Genomic DNA, 16,380 nt, shown 5'->3' with positions numbered 1-16,380 from the left:
CCACCCGGCACGCCCTTCGAGGTCTGGCGCGAAGGGCTGGAAACCGCTTGCCAACGCATTACGGAATACCAGCCCGAAGCACTGGTGATCGCTCTGGGAGTAGACACCTTCGAGGACGATCCGATTTCCTTCTTCAAGCTGACGTCTGCGGACTACCTGCTGATGGGGGAGCGGCTGGCGACACTGAATCTACCTACCCTGTTCACCATGGAAGGCGGCTACGACGTGGACGCCATCGGCGTAAATGTGGTGAACGTACTGAAGGGTTTTGAACGCGGCCGGCTATGAGTCCGGCTCGTTCAGTTTGGCGAAGGCCTCCGGATAACGGCGCTTCATTCTCGCCAGGCGGAAGATGGTGATGAAATTGGTCACCACCACCATACCCTCTGCCAGCGTGCCGCCGACAGAGCCAATCAGCAGGTTGTTCAACATCCAGCAGATCGCAGCAGCGGCCAGCGTCAGCCGCATGGGAATGCCGCGCAGCATAAACATGCCGACGGTGCCGAACATGGCCGCGCCAATGGCAAAGAAATCGACGGGCGTCCGCCAGGTCAGAGCCGCTGCCAGCAGGTTTACCGCGAGCACCGCCAGCATGACTTTCCAGTTGCCCAGGTATCGCCTGGCCAGCACGATACGGCCGATCACCAGCAAACTCAGCACCGCCGCCGTCCAACTGCCGAACAGGGCAAACTGAAGGGCAAAGGCCACATTCGCGGAGATCAGCAGCACCATCAAACGGTCATCCCGCTTGCTGGCAAAGCCGACAATGCAGAAGCCCAGTGCAATCAGGCTGACCGCCTGGCCCGCCATCTCTGTCAGGCTCATACCCTCAAACATCGCGGGCAGCCCGACCTGGCATTTGATGGCTGCGGTTAACCCGGATCACCGCCTGCGGTAATCCGGGTCCGTCCAGCACTGCGGCAGGGATTCCCCGGAGGGGAAATTCAGGCCGGCCTTGTCGAAAAACTCCGGGTCCTGGGCTTCTTCGCCAAAATGCAGACTGCCCTTAACGGTCGATTCGTTGGGGTCGATCAGCATTTTGGTGTCCAACACCTCGATCATGTGTCCGGTCGATTTTTCGGCGAGAAACATAAAGCCCTCCCGGGTTTCCCCTGATGATGTGTAAAGCTATCTAGCTCGCTAACTCAATCTTCCTGAAGTCGAGTGTATTCTCTTTGGGCGAACCTTCAATGCCCATCACCTCAGCACGACGTTTCGTGACAATGTATACGAAGCAGCCGAAGTACAGCGCAATCACCAGCGCGCCCACCCACTGAATGCGCAGGAAGTCCAACTGGAACAGCAGCGTCAAACCACACATCGCAATCAGGTTACCGAAGTAATATTTCCACTGGCCCAGCCGGCTTGCGGTCAGGTTGAGATTGTCGGTGTAGAGCCGGATCAGCGAGTCCAGAGAGTTGATCACCATCAGGATACCCACCGTGATCATGGCTATGTTGATGTAGCTGGCGATGTTCAGGCCCTCAGCGTGGTAATGGTAGAGCACCGAGAACCAGGTACCGATGGCAATCGACGGAAACACCAGCATGGCGATCATCAACTGCCAGGTGCGCAGGCCACTGACAAAGCGCGCAGTGAACTGGCCGATCATGATGCTCCAGGAGAACCACCAGAACAGATAAAACTCGTGGTAGTCGTTCAACGGCAACATGAAGTGATGCAGGTTGCTGAAGTACTCACCAATCAACCCTGCCGTGCCAAAGAAGTCGCCGACACTGCCGTTGCCCGTCAGGAAGGCACGGCCCCACATTACCGCAATCAGCGCGATAAACAGCCAACTGGAACCCAGGCTGAGTATGCGCACATACTTGATTTTACTGCTGGAATAAACCGCCGCCGCAATCGCCGCGAAGACGATCAGGTAGAACGTAGGCACGACGGTTTCGCCGTCACCAATTTCCGGCAGATACCAGGGCAGGTTGACCAGCAACAGGAACGCAGTAAAGGCACAGGTGCCGATGATCACCACATTGTTGACCACTCGCACCAGCGGTATGTCGAAGAACTTCACCCGCGGCTCGATCACACAGAAGTAGAAGCAGGTAAGGAAGTAGAACCCCCAGATCAGAAAGGCCCAGAACCCGAACTCAATCGCCAGTGGGTTAGCAAAGCCGTATTCGGGGCTTTCCGTCAGGTTGCCGTAACCGGCAAATTCCGTCAGCGGAAACATGATCAGGCCGACGTCCAGGCCCGAGGTAAACAGAATGGCGATAAACGTGAAGGTGCGTACCGGCGTTACGCCGATGACTTTCAGGTCCCACCATTTGAACAGGATCAGCGCGATAGCCGCGAAAGTGAAAATCAGGCCTGTGGATAACCAGAGTGTCATACATGCCTCCAGTTTCTGGCATTACTTATTATATGGGACAACATGGGTGTTCCTCCTCTACTTTGAAGCACGTGTTCATTCGAATCGGACACAAACCCCCGCGTTGACGGGTCAACACTTAACTATCGCGCGCTCGGAACGGCACGGTTATCGCGCCGCAGCGACGATAGGTAAGTCCTGATGGTTTGCATAACTACCGGCGGCCATTGTGCCGCCGGGAAAGGTACTAGGCGGTCCCGCGTCTGGCCCCTCCGGGGCGTTGACGATCACGCCATTGCCCGTCCATCGCCACTGCGGCATCGGACGGATTCAGTGGCTCGACGCCACGAATAAGGTCAGCGGCACGCTCCGCCACCATGATGGTGGGGGCATTGAGATTGCCGTTGGGGATGGTGGGGAAGATGGACGAGTCCACTACCCGCAGGCCGGTGAGGCCATGAACCCGTGTGTCGGGACCTACCACTGCCTGGTCATCCATACCCATCTTGCAGGTGCAGGATGGATGATAGGCGCTTTCCACCGCCTGGCGGACAAAGGCGTCTATGTCTTCGTCACTCTGCACATCAACGCCGGGCTGGATTTCGGAGCCTCGATAGGCGTCCATCGCCGGCTGGCTGACAATCTCACGAGTCAGGCGCACGCAATCACGGAAGCCTTCGCGGTCATCCTCGTGCTGCAGGTAGTTGAACTGGATGCGCGGCGGCTGACGGGGATCGTCTGACTGCACATATACCGAGCCGCGGCTTTTCGGCTTGTTGTGGCCAACGTGCAACTGAAAGCCGTCGCCATCGAAGGCTTCTTTGCCGTCATAGCGCATGGCCGCTGGCAAAAAGTGATATTGCAGGTCCGGCCACTCGACGCCCGCCTTGGAGCGGATAAAGCCGCAGGACTCGAAGTGATTGGTGGCGCCCAGGCCGTCTTTCTTAAGCAACCAGCGAACACCGATCTTGAGCTTGTTCCACCAGTCGAGCTTGCCATTGAGAGAGACCGGCTGCTTGCAGCGGAACTGGAAGTAAAACTCCAAATGATCCTGCAGGTTACCGCCGACACCGGGCAGTTCGTGATTGACGGGGATTTCGGCCTGCTCCAGTACGCCGCGATTGCCAATGCCGGAAAGCTGCAACAGATGAGGCGAACCGATAGACCCGGCGGACAGGATCACTTCCTCTGACGCCGTAACGTCCACCAGCTTGCCGTCTTTCTCGTAGCGCACACCGGTGGCCTGTTTGCCTTCCAGCAACACCTTGTGCACCAGCGCGTGGGTGACCACGGTCAGATTGTCCCGCGCCATGGCGGGGCGCAGGTAAGCATTAGCAGTAGACCAGCGGCGACCATTCTTGACGGTCATGTGCATGGCGCCGAAACCTTCCTGGCGCTCGCCGTTGTAGTCGTCGGTGGCGAAATAACCGGCATCCACGCCCGCATCCACAAAGGCCTTGTAGAGCGGGTTCTGCATGTTGTTGCCGTTATTCACGCCCAGCGGGCCCTGGTCACCACGGTAGTCATCAGCGCCAAAGGCCCAGGTTTCCGCCTTCTTGAAATAGGGCAGGCAGTGGCGATAGTCCCAGCCCTCGGCGCCCTGCTCCTGCCACTCGTCGAAATCACGGGCATGGCCACGTACGTATACCATGCCGTTGATGGAGGAAGAGCCGCCCAGCACCTTGCCCCGGGGGCAGTGCATGCGGCGGTTATCCAGGTAGGGTTCCGGCTCGGTCTCAAACTGCCAGGCGTATTTTTTGGTGTTCATGGGGATGGACAGCGCCGTGGGCATCTGGATAAAGATGCTCTTGTCGCTGCCGCCGGTTTCCAGCAGCAGCACCCGGTGGCGGCCATCCTCGGTAAGCCGGTTGGCCAGCACACAGCCTGCAGACCCCGCGCCGACAATGATGTAATCGTAGTTCACTTCTTTCATACGCAACTCCTGACAACCCGCTTAAAAAGGGCTGTCTATGTCTTCCATGCCCACGTACACCGCCTTCAGTTGGGTGTAGTGGTCGAGTGTGACTCGGCCGTTCTCGCGGCCAACACCGGAGAGCTTGTAGCCACCCACCGGCATTTCCGCAGGCGATGCTCCGTAGCTGTTGATCCAGCAGATGCCAGCCTGGATGCGATGAATGACACGGTGGGCCCGACGAATGTCGCTGGTGAATACCCCGGCTGCCAGGCCCGTATCCGTGCTATTTGCACGGTCGATCACTTCCTCCTCGTCGGAGAAGGTCAGTACCGACATCACCGGCCCGAAAATTTCCTCGCGGCAGATGGTCATGTCATCGGTACAGTCGGTGAAGATCGTGGGCTCCACAAAGTAACCCCCGGGCGCGGAGGCCGGCTTCGCGGCCTTACCGCCGTGGCTGAGGGTGGCGCCCTCGGCAATGCCTTTCTCGATGTAATCCAGCACCAGTTGCTGGTGCTTCTGCGAGATCAATGCGCCAAAGTTGGTGTCCGGATCGGTGGGATCGCCCATACGTATATTGTTCAGTGTCCGCTCCAGCAGGCGGTCCATGAACTCCGAATAGATGTCTTCATGCACAAACACGCGCGTCCCGTTGGTGCAGACCTCGCCCTGGGTATAGAAGTTACCCAGCATGGCTGCGGACACTGCGTTATCGATGTCTGCATCGTCGAAAACGATCAGCGGTGATTTACCACCAAGTTCCATGGTGACGTCTTTCAGGGTGGAGGCAGCCGCGGTCATTACCTTCCGGCCAGTGCCGACTTCCCCGGTGAACGACACCTTGGCGATATCGGGGCTGTGGGTCAGCCAGGCACCGACATCACCCGCGCCCTGGACCACGTTGAACACGCCGGCCGGTACGCCGGCTTCGACAAAGATCTCCGCCAGCTTGAGGGCGCCCATTGGCGTTTCCTCCGAGGGCTTGAAGATCATGCTGTTGCCGGTAGCCAGGGCCGGGGCGGACTTCCAGCAGGCAATCTGCAGCGGGTAGTTCCACGCACCGATACCAGCGCACACGCCCAGCGGCTCACGACGGGTGTAATAGAAATCCCCGCCAAGGTCCTGCTGGTTGCCCTCTACCGAGGGCGCCAGCCCCGCAAAATACTCCAGGGTGTCTGCACCGGTTACCACGTCTACGACCTGGGCTTCCTGCCAGGGTTTGCCGGTGTCCTGAACTTCCAGGGCAGCCAGTTCGTCATTACGCTCCCGCAGCAACGCCACGGCACGCTGGAGAATACGGCCACGCTGGGCACCGGTCATCGCAGACCAGACCTTGAAGCCGTCCTGGGCGCTGTCTATCGCGGCCTTTTGGACAGCTTCATCGGCGATTTCCATTTCATAGATCACTTCGCCCGTGGCCGGATTCACAACCGGGAAGGTTTCACCGGAGGCATTGGCCATGGGCTGGCCGTTGATAAAGTTCTGATAACGGGGCAATTCAGTCATGGGATTCAAACCTGATCGTGTGAATTCGGGGTTAATTAAGGGCGGATTCGAGTGCGTTCAACGCAAATCGTTTACACAGCGTTTCCGCCGCCGAGAAGCCTTCCTGGGGATCGGTGCTCAGGGCACTTCGCAGCCAGAAGCCGTCGATCATCGACGCCAGCTGGCGGGCGGCTTCGGTGGCGGCCTGTTTTGGCAAACGCTGGGCGAAGGAGTAACGGAGATTGCTGTACAGCCTGGCGTTGTTGATCTGCTGCAGGCGCTGCAAACCCGGCTCGTGCATGGAGCGGGCCCAGAAGCTGAGCCAGGTCTTTGCCGCCAGATCGGTACGCTGGAACTCGGAAAAGTTGGCTTCCACGATGCACTGAAGGCGTTGTTCCGGCGACCCGTCGGTGCGAGCCATCCGCTCCCGCAGCTCCTTCCCCAACTGGTCCAGCAAATAACGCAACGCGGCTTCGATCAGCCCCTGCTTACCGCCGAAATAGTGGCTGATGATGCCGGACGACATGCCGGCACGACGGCTGATGGAGATGATGGTGGTGTTCTGCAGCCCCAGCTCGGCAATAGACGCCATGGTGGCATCAATCAGTTGCTGCTTTCGGGTGTCTTTCACGCCAACAATCGGCATCGCGCTTCCTGTCCGTTTTATTAATTGAACGTTCAATTAAAATAAAGTGTACAGAAAGTAATCGAACCATTCAACCTGGCCTATGTGCACGGAATAGACGTCCACAAAAAAAACCCGCTATCCAGAAGCTGGACAACGGGCGGAATTTGTAGCCAGTCTGTTTCGAGAAGCTCTCGACTTCGGACTGACTGCTACTCGACCAGCACCTGCCAGCCAACATTCGGCGTCGCGCTACCCGTTAATGCAACCGTTGTAATAGTCCCGTTTCGACCTGCAGCACTACCAACAATGTCTTCAAAGGTCAGAACCTTTTCGAAAGTAGCTAGCTCATCGACCTCTACAGGAGCTCCAGCAGGGCAAAATCCACCGCTCCCGTCGATCTCTCTGACTGTCCCGTTTAACACAATGGCATCCCCCGCCTGCATCACAAACGTCTGGTCTGCATAACTGCCGCTAAAGTAGAGAGTCGCAAGGTTCCCGACTTCAATGTAATTGCAGGCCGGTGCTTCCACTAACACGAAAGAAGAGTTATCGGTGAATTCTCTTGTGTTTACGACAACTCTACCTGGATAACGATCGCCGCCTCCCTGGGCATAAAATGTCCAATCCCATTCGTTGTCACTGCCAGCAGCATTCAACGATAAGAAAGTGTAGCGAAGAGTGACCACTGCATCGGGAACAAACGGATTGCTGCTCGCTGCCCTTTCCTGACCGTCATTACGATTGTCATCATCCGTATCGGGATCTGTCGGATCCGTTGGCTCAGGATTCAATCCGCCGCGATTCACCTCGTCACCATCGTTCACGCCATCAAGATCGGTATCAGCCAGCAATGGGTTGGTGTAAAACGTACTTGCGGTCGAGCGGCCAGGGATAAGCAGGAGAAAACCCTCTTGCGTTTCTGCTTTATCCGACAAGCCATCCGAATCGCTGTCGGAAAGTAACGGATTGGTTCCCAGGCCCCCGGTCGAGCTCGGGAAATCCAGAACCGGATAGAGCTGCCCAAGCTCGGCATACTTTCTCAGGTCATTCACTTCCTCGTAGTCAGACAGTCCGTCACCATCAGTATCCTGATTATTGGGGTCGGTCCGCAGGTCCCGCTCAATCACATCCGGCAAGCCGTCGAAATCGGTATCGGGCAGCGACGGGCTCGAATTAACCTGACGGCCTATGGCTCCGTTCACGCTCACCACCCATCCCAGCGTGTCTTCTTCCCGATCTGAAAGACCATCGAGATCGGAATCGATGAAGTCAGAACCGTCAAACTCGGTCGGGTTCGACCCCAGCGCCAGCTCCAGGCCGTCTACAAAAGTATCCGCATCAGTATCCCGTCGCAACGGGTCACTGACCAGGCCCTCAATAGCAGGGCGAACTCTGTCATCACCTTTGGTGACACTATCAATCAACTGATTGTTTCCAGGAAGAATAACAACACTTTCCGGATAGACAGGGTTGCCTGAAAACACGCGCTGAATATCGTCACCATTCTTTAACGAATCGGCAATTCCGTTGCCACCATCCACGATCGCCAGTCCAGCATCAAACCCCTCAAGCTCGATGAAGTCCGAAATGGCATCCCGGTCGGTATCCCGCTGAGTCGGGTCCGTCGCCGGCGGGATGCTGTTGATCGATTCGTAAAGATCGTCGCCCGCCAGGCTGGTTGTCAGAATGTTATCCGTACCAGGACCAACCACCGCCGTACCATACGCCACGATGGCCCCCACCGGCACCAACTGCTCATCGGTATCGCTCGCCTGGCTCTCTGCTACACCATTTCTGCCGGCAATAATGCCAATGGCCTGATCTATGACCACAGGGTCTCGTTGTAAAAATGCACACAAAGCGTCCGTTCGGGAGTCATTCGCCTCGCAGTAACGACGCAAGTCCTGCTCAACTGGGTCGAGCAACCCGTCGCCATCGGTATCCCGAAAGCGCGGTGATGAGAAGGTTTGCCTCAGGTTGCCGCCGTCCACTGCAACCTTCCAGCCCACATTGATTTCTGCGAAATCTCCCAGGCCATCCCGGTCGGTATCCCTGGAATCCGGGATGCCGTCGCAGAAAGGCTCCGGCAGCGGGCACCCTCCGGCCACATCCGGATCAAAACCTTCCCCAAAGGAACCGTTGACGTAGTTGTCCGTTCCGCTGTCCGTGGATCCTGACAGGAACTCGTTGCGGGCAAACAGACCATCCCCGTCCAAGTCTTGCAGAAACGCCAGAAACAGGTCGTTGCCCGCTTCCACCAGAATTTCATTGAAATCCGCTGCAGGCGGTAGGCTTTCAGCCGTCAGTACGACCCAGCCCCGGTTCAAGTCACCATTGCGCATGGTGTTAATGCGCACCAGTTGTTCCGGTCCGCTACAGGCATTGACCGGTTCCACAACCGGAACCAGGCACCGAACGTCTGAGTCGCCTGCCTCGCACCCGCAGTCTGCAGCGACCCGACACACGTCACCCGCTTTGTTGGAGCTAACCGCACAAGTGCGACTGGTCTCATAGCCACTCACAAACTCAACTTGATCGTCGCCGAAGCGCCCCGTGTCCAATCTGCCGTTGGCTCCTGGACCGATCACCAGCGTTCCGATACTTAAACCGGTGGTATCTCGGGGCACAATCTGGACATCGTCCCCCTGAGCCAGACTGTCGGCGCGTTTGTTCAAACCTGCAACAATGCCGCTGGCGACATCAGGGTTGAGGATTAAATCATCGCCTGCAGGTCGGCTGTCCAACCACCCATTCGGACCAACAGTAACCACCGCCTCTCCATTAAACTGGGTGACGATGTCGTCGCCGCCCACCGATGTCGGGTTATCGGTGTCAAGAAGACCATTAACACCGGAAACGATTCGGTCAAGCGTGGTGTCGTGCCGCGGAACGTCCATGATAGCCTCCAGCACATAACCAATCGGCAAACCGATCGCGTCGCCATTTGGGGCATAACCTCCCAGATACCCGCCACCGGAGACCCCCCCATCATCCAACACACCGCTGGTTGCGACCAGATAATCCGTTGCTGAATCTGCATCGCCAAAATCTAGCGCGATACGGGCGGTGCGGTCGCGGGCCACTTGGTTGATAAAGGTATAGGTACGGCCCAGTTCATCGGTCACCCGGTAATTGGCCACTCGAAAGACCAAGCCGTCCGGCTTGCGCATTATGTCCTCAACTAGGTTCGGGAACACTTCACGGCTGGCGAACAAAAATGGTCCGCGCTCGGTGCTGAACGCCCCCAGGCTAACACTCAGTGGCGTCCCTGAAATTAGCTCTGAGTTCGACACCAGCGTAGCGACCGGCAGGAAGTTGGTCCTACTACCGACTTGTTGCAACACCGTAATTTCAATATCGCTCACGTTAAAAGGAACGTTGCCAAGATTGAGAATCGACAGATCAACATCAATCCGGGCCCCGACGACTTCCCTCGCTACCGTATTGGTAGTGGACAGCTCAGCCCCCTTGACCAGGGAGTTCTCGTAAACTTCCTGGCTTTCCTGCGCCGACTCGTCGTCCGTGGCCACCGTGCTGGACGCACTGTAACCGCCAGTAACCGTCAGCTCAGCGCCACCACTTAAGTTATTGCTACTCCCGCCGAAGAAATTGCCACTTCCAAGTCCCGCCCGAAGTGACGCCTCGACGCCCCACTCCGTGGTATCACTGCTTGAACTTGTAAACGAAGTGCTCTCGCTGGTCGCCAGCGTCGAATTGGAGCTTGACTCCTGGGAGATCACTTCGCCGGTCTCGTCCGTGTAGCTGTAGCGCTCGTCAATCTGCAGTCGAACATTCCCCACATCAATGCGCAGTTTGGGCAGGTCCGCAAGCAGTGGGTTCCGGTTCAACTCAAACAGTTCGGTATAGTCAGAGAGTTGGTCACCGTCGGTATCAGCAAGCAGTGGCGATGTCTTCAAGTCGAAGTGTTCGAAGCCATCCTGCAAGCCATCGTTGTCAGAGTCCTGCGCAAACGGGTTGCTGAAAATAGTGTTGAGTTCGAGGTTATCATCGAGGCCGTCGCCATCGGTGTCGGTGGCGCGGGGGTTCATGCCGTACTGCAGTTCCGCGCCATCACTGACACCGTCGCCATCGGTGTCGGCCACGTCCGGGTCACTGGTGACCTGGCGTTCTACGATGTCGCCGTTGGCCATCTCAATGATCACGGTATAACCGCTCTGTTCTTCGTTGTCGTAGAGGCCATCGCCGTCGGTATCAACCAGCGTACCGGCGTCCGGCCCGGTGCCGGCAAAGGTGGTACTGTTGGCGACAATCACATCGAGGGTGCCATTAGCGACACTGAACGACTGGCCGTTAATATCCCGGACGTTGCCCACCGTCACCCGGTAGGTCAGCGAATTCTGGGAACGGGTGGTCAGCACAACGGCACTGCGATCAGCGCCGGAGAATTCAGCAGAGACAACCGTCAGGCCACTGGCTTCAGGATTAACGTTTTCCTGGCCAATCGCATAGTTGGCCGGGTTGATGGCGCTTATTCCCATTGGCTTGTTGAAGTCAATCACCACACCAGTATTGCCAGACGAGCGCGCGCTGGTCACTGCAGGAGCCGTGGACGCTGCCGTATTGCGGGAAAGGCCTGAGAAATTCAGGTTACTGGCGGACGCAAGCAGTGGTAGAGCGCTCACCTTGCCAGAAACGCCGGTCAGCGTGACGGTGTAGGGCACATCGTCCTGCGGCCCGGTGGTCAGAATCACGCTATCACCGGAAGCGCCCATAGTGGCCGCCAGAATCTCCAGCGTTTCGCCCCCTGGCGTTTCAATCCGGTAGTTTTCCAGAAAGCCCGCATTGTCTGACACCGGCTCATTGAACAGCACCTCGACCACCGTATCGCTCAGGGAGGCGACGGACTCAATGATCGGCTCATTTGTGCCGTTGCCGGTGAACACCGTTGCCGGATCATCCACGCCCACCAGATCGAACTCCAGGGTGCCGTTGGGCACCAACTGGAGGTCTGACCGGGCGGGGGCAATCTCAAGAAGCACCGTTCTGCCATCTGCCGCCATGTTTGCCGCAACAACCGGCGCAGAGTTTCCGTTGGAGAGTACAACGTTGTAGTTTTTTATGTTTTCAGCCGCGTCTTCGGAGGCCGCCCGTTCAAACGTCACCTCAACATACCGCTGGCTGAGCGATTTGACGTCGCTGACCGGTGGAAGCTCCTCGGCATTCGGTTCAATCTGGCTTGCTGAATCTGTGTCATCATCGCTACTGCTGCCACCGCAGGCGCCGAGCAGGAGCACAAACGCCAGAACCGTCAGGCGGGACAGTTTCTTCCAGACTCCAGGGGATAAAACAGGGCCAGACCGGGCATACCCGGCCTGCATTGATCCGTTGCCGCTATTCACAGTGGGGGTGTTCATCATCGCTCCGAGTTCCGTTCAGCGTACGCTGGTATGGTTCGGAGCTGATGCAGCCATAATTACGGCAGACCAAGCTCAACAGACTGAACGATACCTTCGTGTTTATGGTTGTTGTTAACAATTTGTAACTAAACAAGTATCCGTAAGGAGCGCGAACGAATCATTAGCCATAAGCGCTAATTTCAACGGAATAGGGGTATTTGCCAGCGTATTTGCTACACTTCTGCTCAGTTTCGATGGCCCAGATCAGGCGATTGCTATGAAGATACTCGTCGTGGACGACCACCAGCTCTTTATCGACGGCATCTGGCACGTTCTCCAGAAAATTCATCCCCAGCCTGATATCACCGAAGCAAGCCGTGCCGAGCAGGCCATTGCGCAACTCGAGTCTGACGAATCATTTGATCTGGTACTGATTGATCTTGTGATGCCGGGACTTAATGGCCTATCGATTATTCAGAGAATGCATGAGCAGGGGATCTGGTATCCCGTCGTCGTGGTATCCGGCGAGGAATGCGCCCGAACCATCAAGACGGCATTGGAAATGGGCATCCTCGGGTTTATTCCCAAGAGCTACAGCAGCCAGAAAATGCTGGCCGCGCTGGCCTGCGTACTGTCAGGTGACACCTACATTCCACCCGGCATCCAGAAACAGATCGATACCCTGAAACCAAGACGGACGCCGCTCGCCGGCAATATCACCAGACGCCAGCGCCAGGTTCTGGAACTGATGGCCAGGGGCTATTCCAATCGCCAGATTGCCACCGCGCTTTTCCTGACCGAACACACCGTCAAAGCCCATGTGGGCTCCCTGCTACTTGAGCTGAATGCGGTCAACCGCACCGATTGCGTTCATATCGCCAGAACACGGGATCTTATCGAACGCTGAACCGCAGGAGCCAGGCCGCTATGTCTGCACTGGACATTGAGGAACGCATTACGTTTGAGTCGCTCTCTCCGTATTTTCCAAGTCTGCGCAGGTGGTCGATCGTAACCGCGATCGTGCCACTCACAGTCGTGATCGTTCTATGGCCCCGCAATGAAGCAACGCTCTTGATTGGCTGGTTTTTGGCTGCAATGGCGGGCATTTACGCGAAATACCTGTTATCCCGGCACTACCAGTTACACGCCTCACGAGACAAGAGCGCCAGCAAGTGGCACGTGGGGCTGCTTCTGAGCACCGCCTTCATGGGTTCGCTTTGGGTAATTGCGACTTTTGCGTTTTTTGATGAACATTCTGCTCCTCACCAGGTGTTCATGATTACCGTTGCTGTGACGCTTGGCATCGGTTCCATTACCTCCGGTACGCACTGGCTGCCGCTATACTATGTGTACGGCGTCCCCATTCTGATCGCATTGATACTGAGATTGGCCTTCGTCGGCAGCCTGCCTTACCTTGCACTCGCGTGCCTTATGGTGCTGGCCTTGCTGACGGCGATAAACATCGCAAAGCAGCTCAACGCCACCGTTCGCTCGGAAATGCGATTGCACTATTCCAGCGCTGATCTCGCCCGTGAGCTGCAACACAAGACCAGAGAGGCCCAGGAGGCTGTGTTCGCCAAATCGCGAATCCTCGCTACAGCAAGCCATGATCTGCGCCAGCCATTACACGCCATCTCGCTGTACATTGATGCACTAAGAGATACGCCAAAACACAACCGACAGGAAGGCAATCGGATTTTTCGACGCCTGGATACCTGTCTGGGCATACTGAGAAAACAGTTTGACGGCATTCTTGATATTTCGAGACTGGACGCCAACGCCGTGCAGCCGGAACCCTATCACTTTGACATTGCAGAGTGTCTCGAAGGATTAGAGCGCGAATACCGGGAGGAAGCCAGGAACAGGCACCTTAGCCTGCGTATGCATTCATCAAGAACCGTCGTTTATTCCGACCGCGCGCTGCTGGAGCGCATCCTGCGAAACCTGATAACAAACGCTCTGCGCTACACCAACACCGGTGGCGTACTCATTGCCTCCCGACGACGCAAAGACCACGTCCTCATCCAGGTGATCGACACCGGCTCAGGGATACCGCCGGATAAGCAGGAAACGGCGTTCATCGAGTTTCAGCAACTGGACAATGCAGGCCAGGAACAGGAAAAAGGACTCGGGTTCGGCCTGGCCATCGTACGCAGGTTGTGTGAATTGCTGGGCCTCCCGCTTTCACTACGATCCAGGGTGGGGTACGGATCCACATTCGAAATCCGCTGCCCTCTAGGAAGCGAGGCCCAGGCAGAGAATCATGTCAAGCACGATGCCAACCATCCCCACGCGCACGACAGGCAGAAACTCGTGCTTGTCATCGACGATGACCCTAGCGTTCTGGATGCCATGCACACACTGCTATCCCGCTGGGGTCTCACCGTGATTGTGGCTGAATCACTCGTTGATATGCTTCAAAAAATGCCCGAATCACAAACCGCTCCGGATCTCATCCTGACCGACCTGAGCCTGCTTAAAGGACCCGACGGCATTGGAATCATTAGCCAGTTGAGAGATCATTTTCGCACCAATATCCCCGGCGTGCTTATCAGCGGCACCACCGATCCGGATAAACTGAAGCAGGCCAGATCCAGCGGTTACCGGCTGGTGCAGAAGCCCATTAATCCCAGTGAGTTGCGCAGCCTTGTTCAACATCAGTTATACGCTCACAACTGACGTTTCGGGACGCCCATAAAAAAGCCCCGCTATCCGGAAACCGGACAACGGGGCGGAAAAACACGAACTGGTTAGGGGTCAGCCGTGTGTGAACCTGTTTTCACGCCGAATTTCAGGCGGAGCTTCAGGCCGCAGCTTCGTCACTCTCGCTCTCATCAACGGAGTTTCGAATCAGGAAGTCGAACGCGCTCAGGGCGGCCTTGGAGCCTTCACCCATAGAGATCACGATCTGCTTGTAGGGCACGGTGGTAGCGTCACCGGCCGCAAACACGCCCGGGATGGAGGTTTCGCCCCGGTCGTCGACAATGATCTCGCCATGCTGGCTCAGCTCGATGTCACCTTTCAGCCACTCGGTGTTCGGCACCAGGCCAATCTGGACGAACACACCTTCCAACGATACATGGTGGCTCTCTCCGGTTGTGCGGTCGGTATACTGAAGGCCGTTCACCTTGCCGTTCTCGCCGGTAATCTCAGTGGTCTGGCCCGAGGTAATGATTTCCACGTTCTTCAGGCTGCGCAGTTTCTTCTGCAGCACATCGTCTGCGCGCATGGCAGCGCCGAACTCAATCAGAGTCACGTGGCCAACAATACCCGCCAGGTCGATGGCCGCTTCCACGCCGGAGTTACCGCCGCCGATCACCGCCACACGCTTGCCCTTGAACAAGGGGCCGTCGCAGTGCGGGCAATAGGCCACACCTTTATTGCGGTATTCCTCTTCGCCCGGAACACCCATCTGGCGCCAGCGAGCGCCGGTGGACAGAACCAGCGTGCGGCTCTTCAAAGAGGCGCCATTGGCCAGACGCACTTCGTGGTAGCCACCCTTACGGGCCGCCGGGATCAGTTTTTCAGCGCGCTGCAGGTTCATGATGTCTACATCATATTCCTTGACGTGCTGCTCCATGGCCGCCACCAGCTTGGGGCCCTCGGTGTAGGGCACAGAGATCAGGTTCTCGATGCCCATGGTGTCCGCCACCTGGCCACCGAAGCGTTCTGCGGCGATACCGGTAGAGATACCCTTGCGCGCCGCATAGATAGCGGCTGAAGAACCCGCCGGGCCACCTCCAATGACCAGCACCTCGAACGGGTCTTTTTGCTGGAGCTTCTCAGCGTCACGAGCCTCTGCACCAGTGTCGACCTTCGCGATAATCTGCTCCAGAGTCATGCGGCCCTGGCCAAACGGCTTGCCATTGAGATAAACGCTGGGCACTGCCATGACTTCACGCTGCTCCACTTCATCCTGGAACAGGGCACCGTCGATCGCCGTATGCTTGATCCTTGGATTGAGGACGCTCATCAGGTTCAGCGCCTGGACCACGTCCGGACAGTTCTGGCACGACAGCGAGAAGTAGGTTTCAAACTCAAAGTCGCCGTCCAGGTCTTTGACCTGTTCAATCACTTCCTGGCTGGCCTTGGGCGGATGACCACCTACCTGCAACAGCGCCAGAACAAGGGAGGTAAATTCATGGCCCATGGGGATGCCGGCGAATCGCACGCCGATGTCGCTGCCAACACGATTAATGGCAAATGACGGGCGACGTACTTGCTCTGACTCTTCCGTGCGCAGGCTGATCTTGTCAGACATGGGCTCGAGCTCGTCCAGCAACTGCTTCAGTTCCTGGGACTTTTCGCTGTCGTCATAAGCGGCAACCAGCTCGATCGGCTGCTGCAGCTTGTCCATGTAAGCGTTCAACTGTTCCTTGATACTGGCATCCAACATGCTCTCTTTTCCCCTCTGAATAGCGTAAAACTGAATGTGCGAACTCGGTTTGAGTCGTGAATCGAATATAGGAGAACGATACGGACTGGCCTTCCACAGCTCAAATTAATTGATCCAAAGTATTTGATAGGCCTTTGCTATTCGACTCGATAAATCAATTGGATAGAATCGAGTAGGAGGGGGAGTTACCTCCCCCGTCCTCTCACACCACCGGGCATACGGTTCCGTACCACGGCGGTTCATGGTCGGCTCTGAAGCCGAGTCATCGTA

The 16,380-nt window shown here is 56.9% G+C and carries 10 protein-coding genes and 1 pseudogene; 3 read left to right on the top strand and 8 right to left on the bottom strand.

What is annotated here, in order from left to right:
* A pseudogene (locus AXW11_RS19770) lies at positions 1–288 on the top strand (histone deacetylase family protein); the annotation flags it as partial.
* On the opposite strand, the gene AXW11_RS19765 reads toward AXW11_RS19770, so the two are convergent.
* From AXW11_RS19765 to AXW11_RS19735, 7 genes are all read right to left on the bottom strand, one after another.
* Positions 283–837, bottom strand: a complete 555-nt coding sequence (locus AXW11_RS19765; protein ID WP_036211628.1) for a YgjV family protein — start codon at positions 835–837, stop codon at positions 283–285. The pseudogene AXW11_RS19770 and the gene AXW11_RS19765 overlap by 6 nt on opposite strands.
* Before the next feature lie 45 nt (positions 838–882).
* Positions 883–1,092 carry a hypothetical protein gene (locus AXW11_RS19760; protein ID WP_041332895.1) on the bottom strand — a complete coding sequence of 70 codons (210 nt, stop codon included), beginning with the start codon at positions 1,090–1,092 and terminating at the stop codon, positions 883–885.
* A 40-nt stretch (positions 1,093–1,132) separates the two neighbouring features.
* Positions 1,133–2,350: a choline transporter gene (locus AXW11_RS19755; RefSeq protein ID WP_091643996.1), complete on the bottom strand. Its 1,218-nt coding sequence runs from the start codon at positions 2,348–2,350 to the stop codon at positions 1,133–1,135.
* A 226-nt stretch (positions 2,351–2,576) separates the two neighbouring features.
* On the bottom strand, positions 2,577–4,262 hold the full coding sequence (gene betA / locus AXW11_RS19750) for a choline dehydrogenase (protein ID WP_091643993.1): 1,686 nt from the start codon (positions 4,260–4,262) through the stop codon (positions 2,577–2,579).
* Between the two features lie 21 nt (positions 4,263–4,283).
* A complete protein-coding gene (gene betB, locus AXW11_RS19745; RefSeq protein WP_091643991.1) occupies positions 4,284–5,750 on the bottom strand; it encodes a betaine-aldehyde dehydrogenase in 1,467 nt (488 codons plus the stop codon).
* 31 nt (positions 5,751–5,781) lie between these two features.
* Positions 5,782–6,375: a transcriptional regulator BetI gene (betI, locus tag AXW11_RS19740; protein ID WP_036211644.1), complete on the bottom strand. Its 594-nt coding sequence runs from the start codon at positions 6,373–6,375 to the stop codon at positions 5,782–5,784.
* A 191-nt stretch (positions 6,376–6,566) separates the two neighbouring features.
* Positions 6,567–11,732 (bottom strand): hypothetical protein, encoded by a 5,166-nt coding sequence (locus tag AXW11_RS19735; protein WP_127401991.1) that lies wholly within the window; start codon positions 11,730–11,732, stop codon positions 6,567–6,569.
* A gap of 259 nt (positions 11,733–11,991) precedes the next feature.
* Between AXW11_RS19735 and AXW11_RS19730 the strand changes: the two genes are divergently transcribed.
* A complete protein-coding gene (locus AXW11_RS19730) occupies positions 11,992–12,621 on the top strand; it encodes a response regulator (protein WP_075194613.1) in 630 nt (209 codons plus the stop codon).
* A 20-nt stretch (positions 12,622–12,641) separates the two neighbouring features.
* A complete protein-coding gene (locus tag AXW11_RS19725) occupies positions 12,642–14,393 on the top strand; it encodes an ATP-binding response regulator (protein ID WP_091643986.1) in 1,752 nt (583 codons plus the stop codon).
* Between the two features lie 124 nt (positions 14,394–14,517).
* On the opposite strand, the gene ahpF is transcribed toward AXW11_RS19725, so the two are convergent.
* Complete coding sequence (ahpF, locus tag AXW11_RS19720) at positions 14,518–16,110, bottom strand: alkyl hydroperoxide reductase subunit F (protein WP_036211647.1); 1,593 nt, start codon at positions 16,108–16,110, stop codon at positions 14,518–14,520.
* Positions 16,111–16,380 lie beyond the last annotated feature (270 nt).

It is taken from the genome of Marinobacter sp. Hex_13 (assembly GCF_001566815.1).
Lineage (GTDB): Bacteria > Pseudomonadota > Gammaproteobacteria > Pseudomonadales > Oleiphilaceae > Marinobacter > Marinobacter salarius.
This window is presented reverse-complemented; position numbering and strand designations above follow the sequence as displayed.

Coding starts and splice junctions, on each gene's coding strand:
- AXW11_RS19755 (WP_091643996.1), bottom strand. CDS start 2,350: ATGACACTCTGGTTATCCACAGGCCTGATTTTCACTTTCGCGGCTATC.
- ahpF (WP_036211647.1), bottom strand. CDS start 16,110: ATGTTGGATGCCAGTATCAAGGAACAGTTGAACGCTTACATGGACAAG.
- betI (WP_036211644.1), bottom strand. CDS start 6,375: ATGCCGATTGTTGGCGTGAAAGACACCCGAAAGCAGCAACTGATTGAT.
- AXW11_RS19765 (WP_036211628.1), bottom strand. CDS start 837: ATGTTTGAGGGTATGAGCCTGACAGAGATGGCGGGCCAGGCGGTCAGC.
- AXW11_RS19735 (WP_127401991.1), bottom strand. CDS start 11,732: ATGAACACCCCCACTGTGAATAGCGGCAACGGATCAATGCAGGCCGGG.
- betB (WP_091643991.1), bottom strand. CDS start 5,750: ATGACTGAATTGCCCCGTTATCAGAACTTTATCAACGGCCAGCCCATG.
- AXW11_RS19730 (WP_075194613.1), top strand. CDS start 11,992: ATGAAGATACTCGTCGTGGACGACCACCAGCTCTTTATCGACGGCATC.
- betA (WP_091643993.1), bottom strand. CDS start 4,262: ATGAAAGAAGTGAACTACGATTACATCATTGTCGGCGCGGGGTCTGCA.
- AXW11_RS19725 (WP_091643986.1), top strand. CDS start 12,642: ATGTCTGCACTGGACATTGAGGAACGCATTACGTTTGAGTCGCTCTCT.
- AXW11_RS19760 (WP_041332895.1), bottom strand. CDS start 1,092: ATGTTTCTCGCCGAAAAATCGACCGGACACATGATCGAGGTGTTGGAC.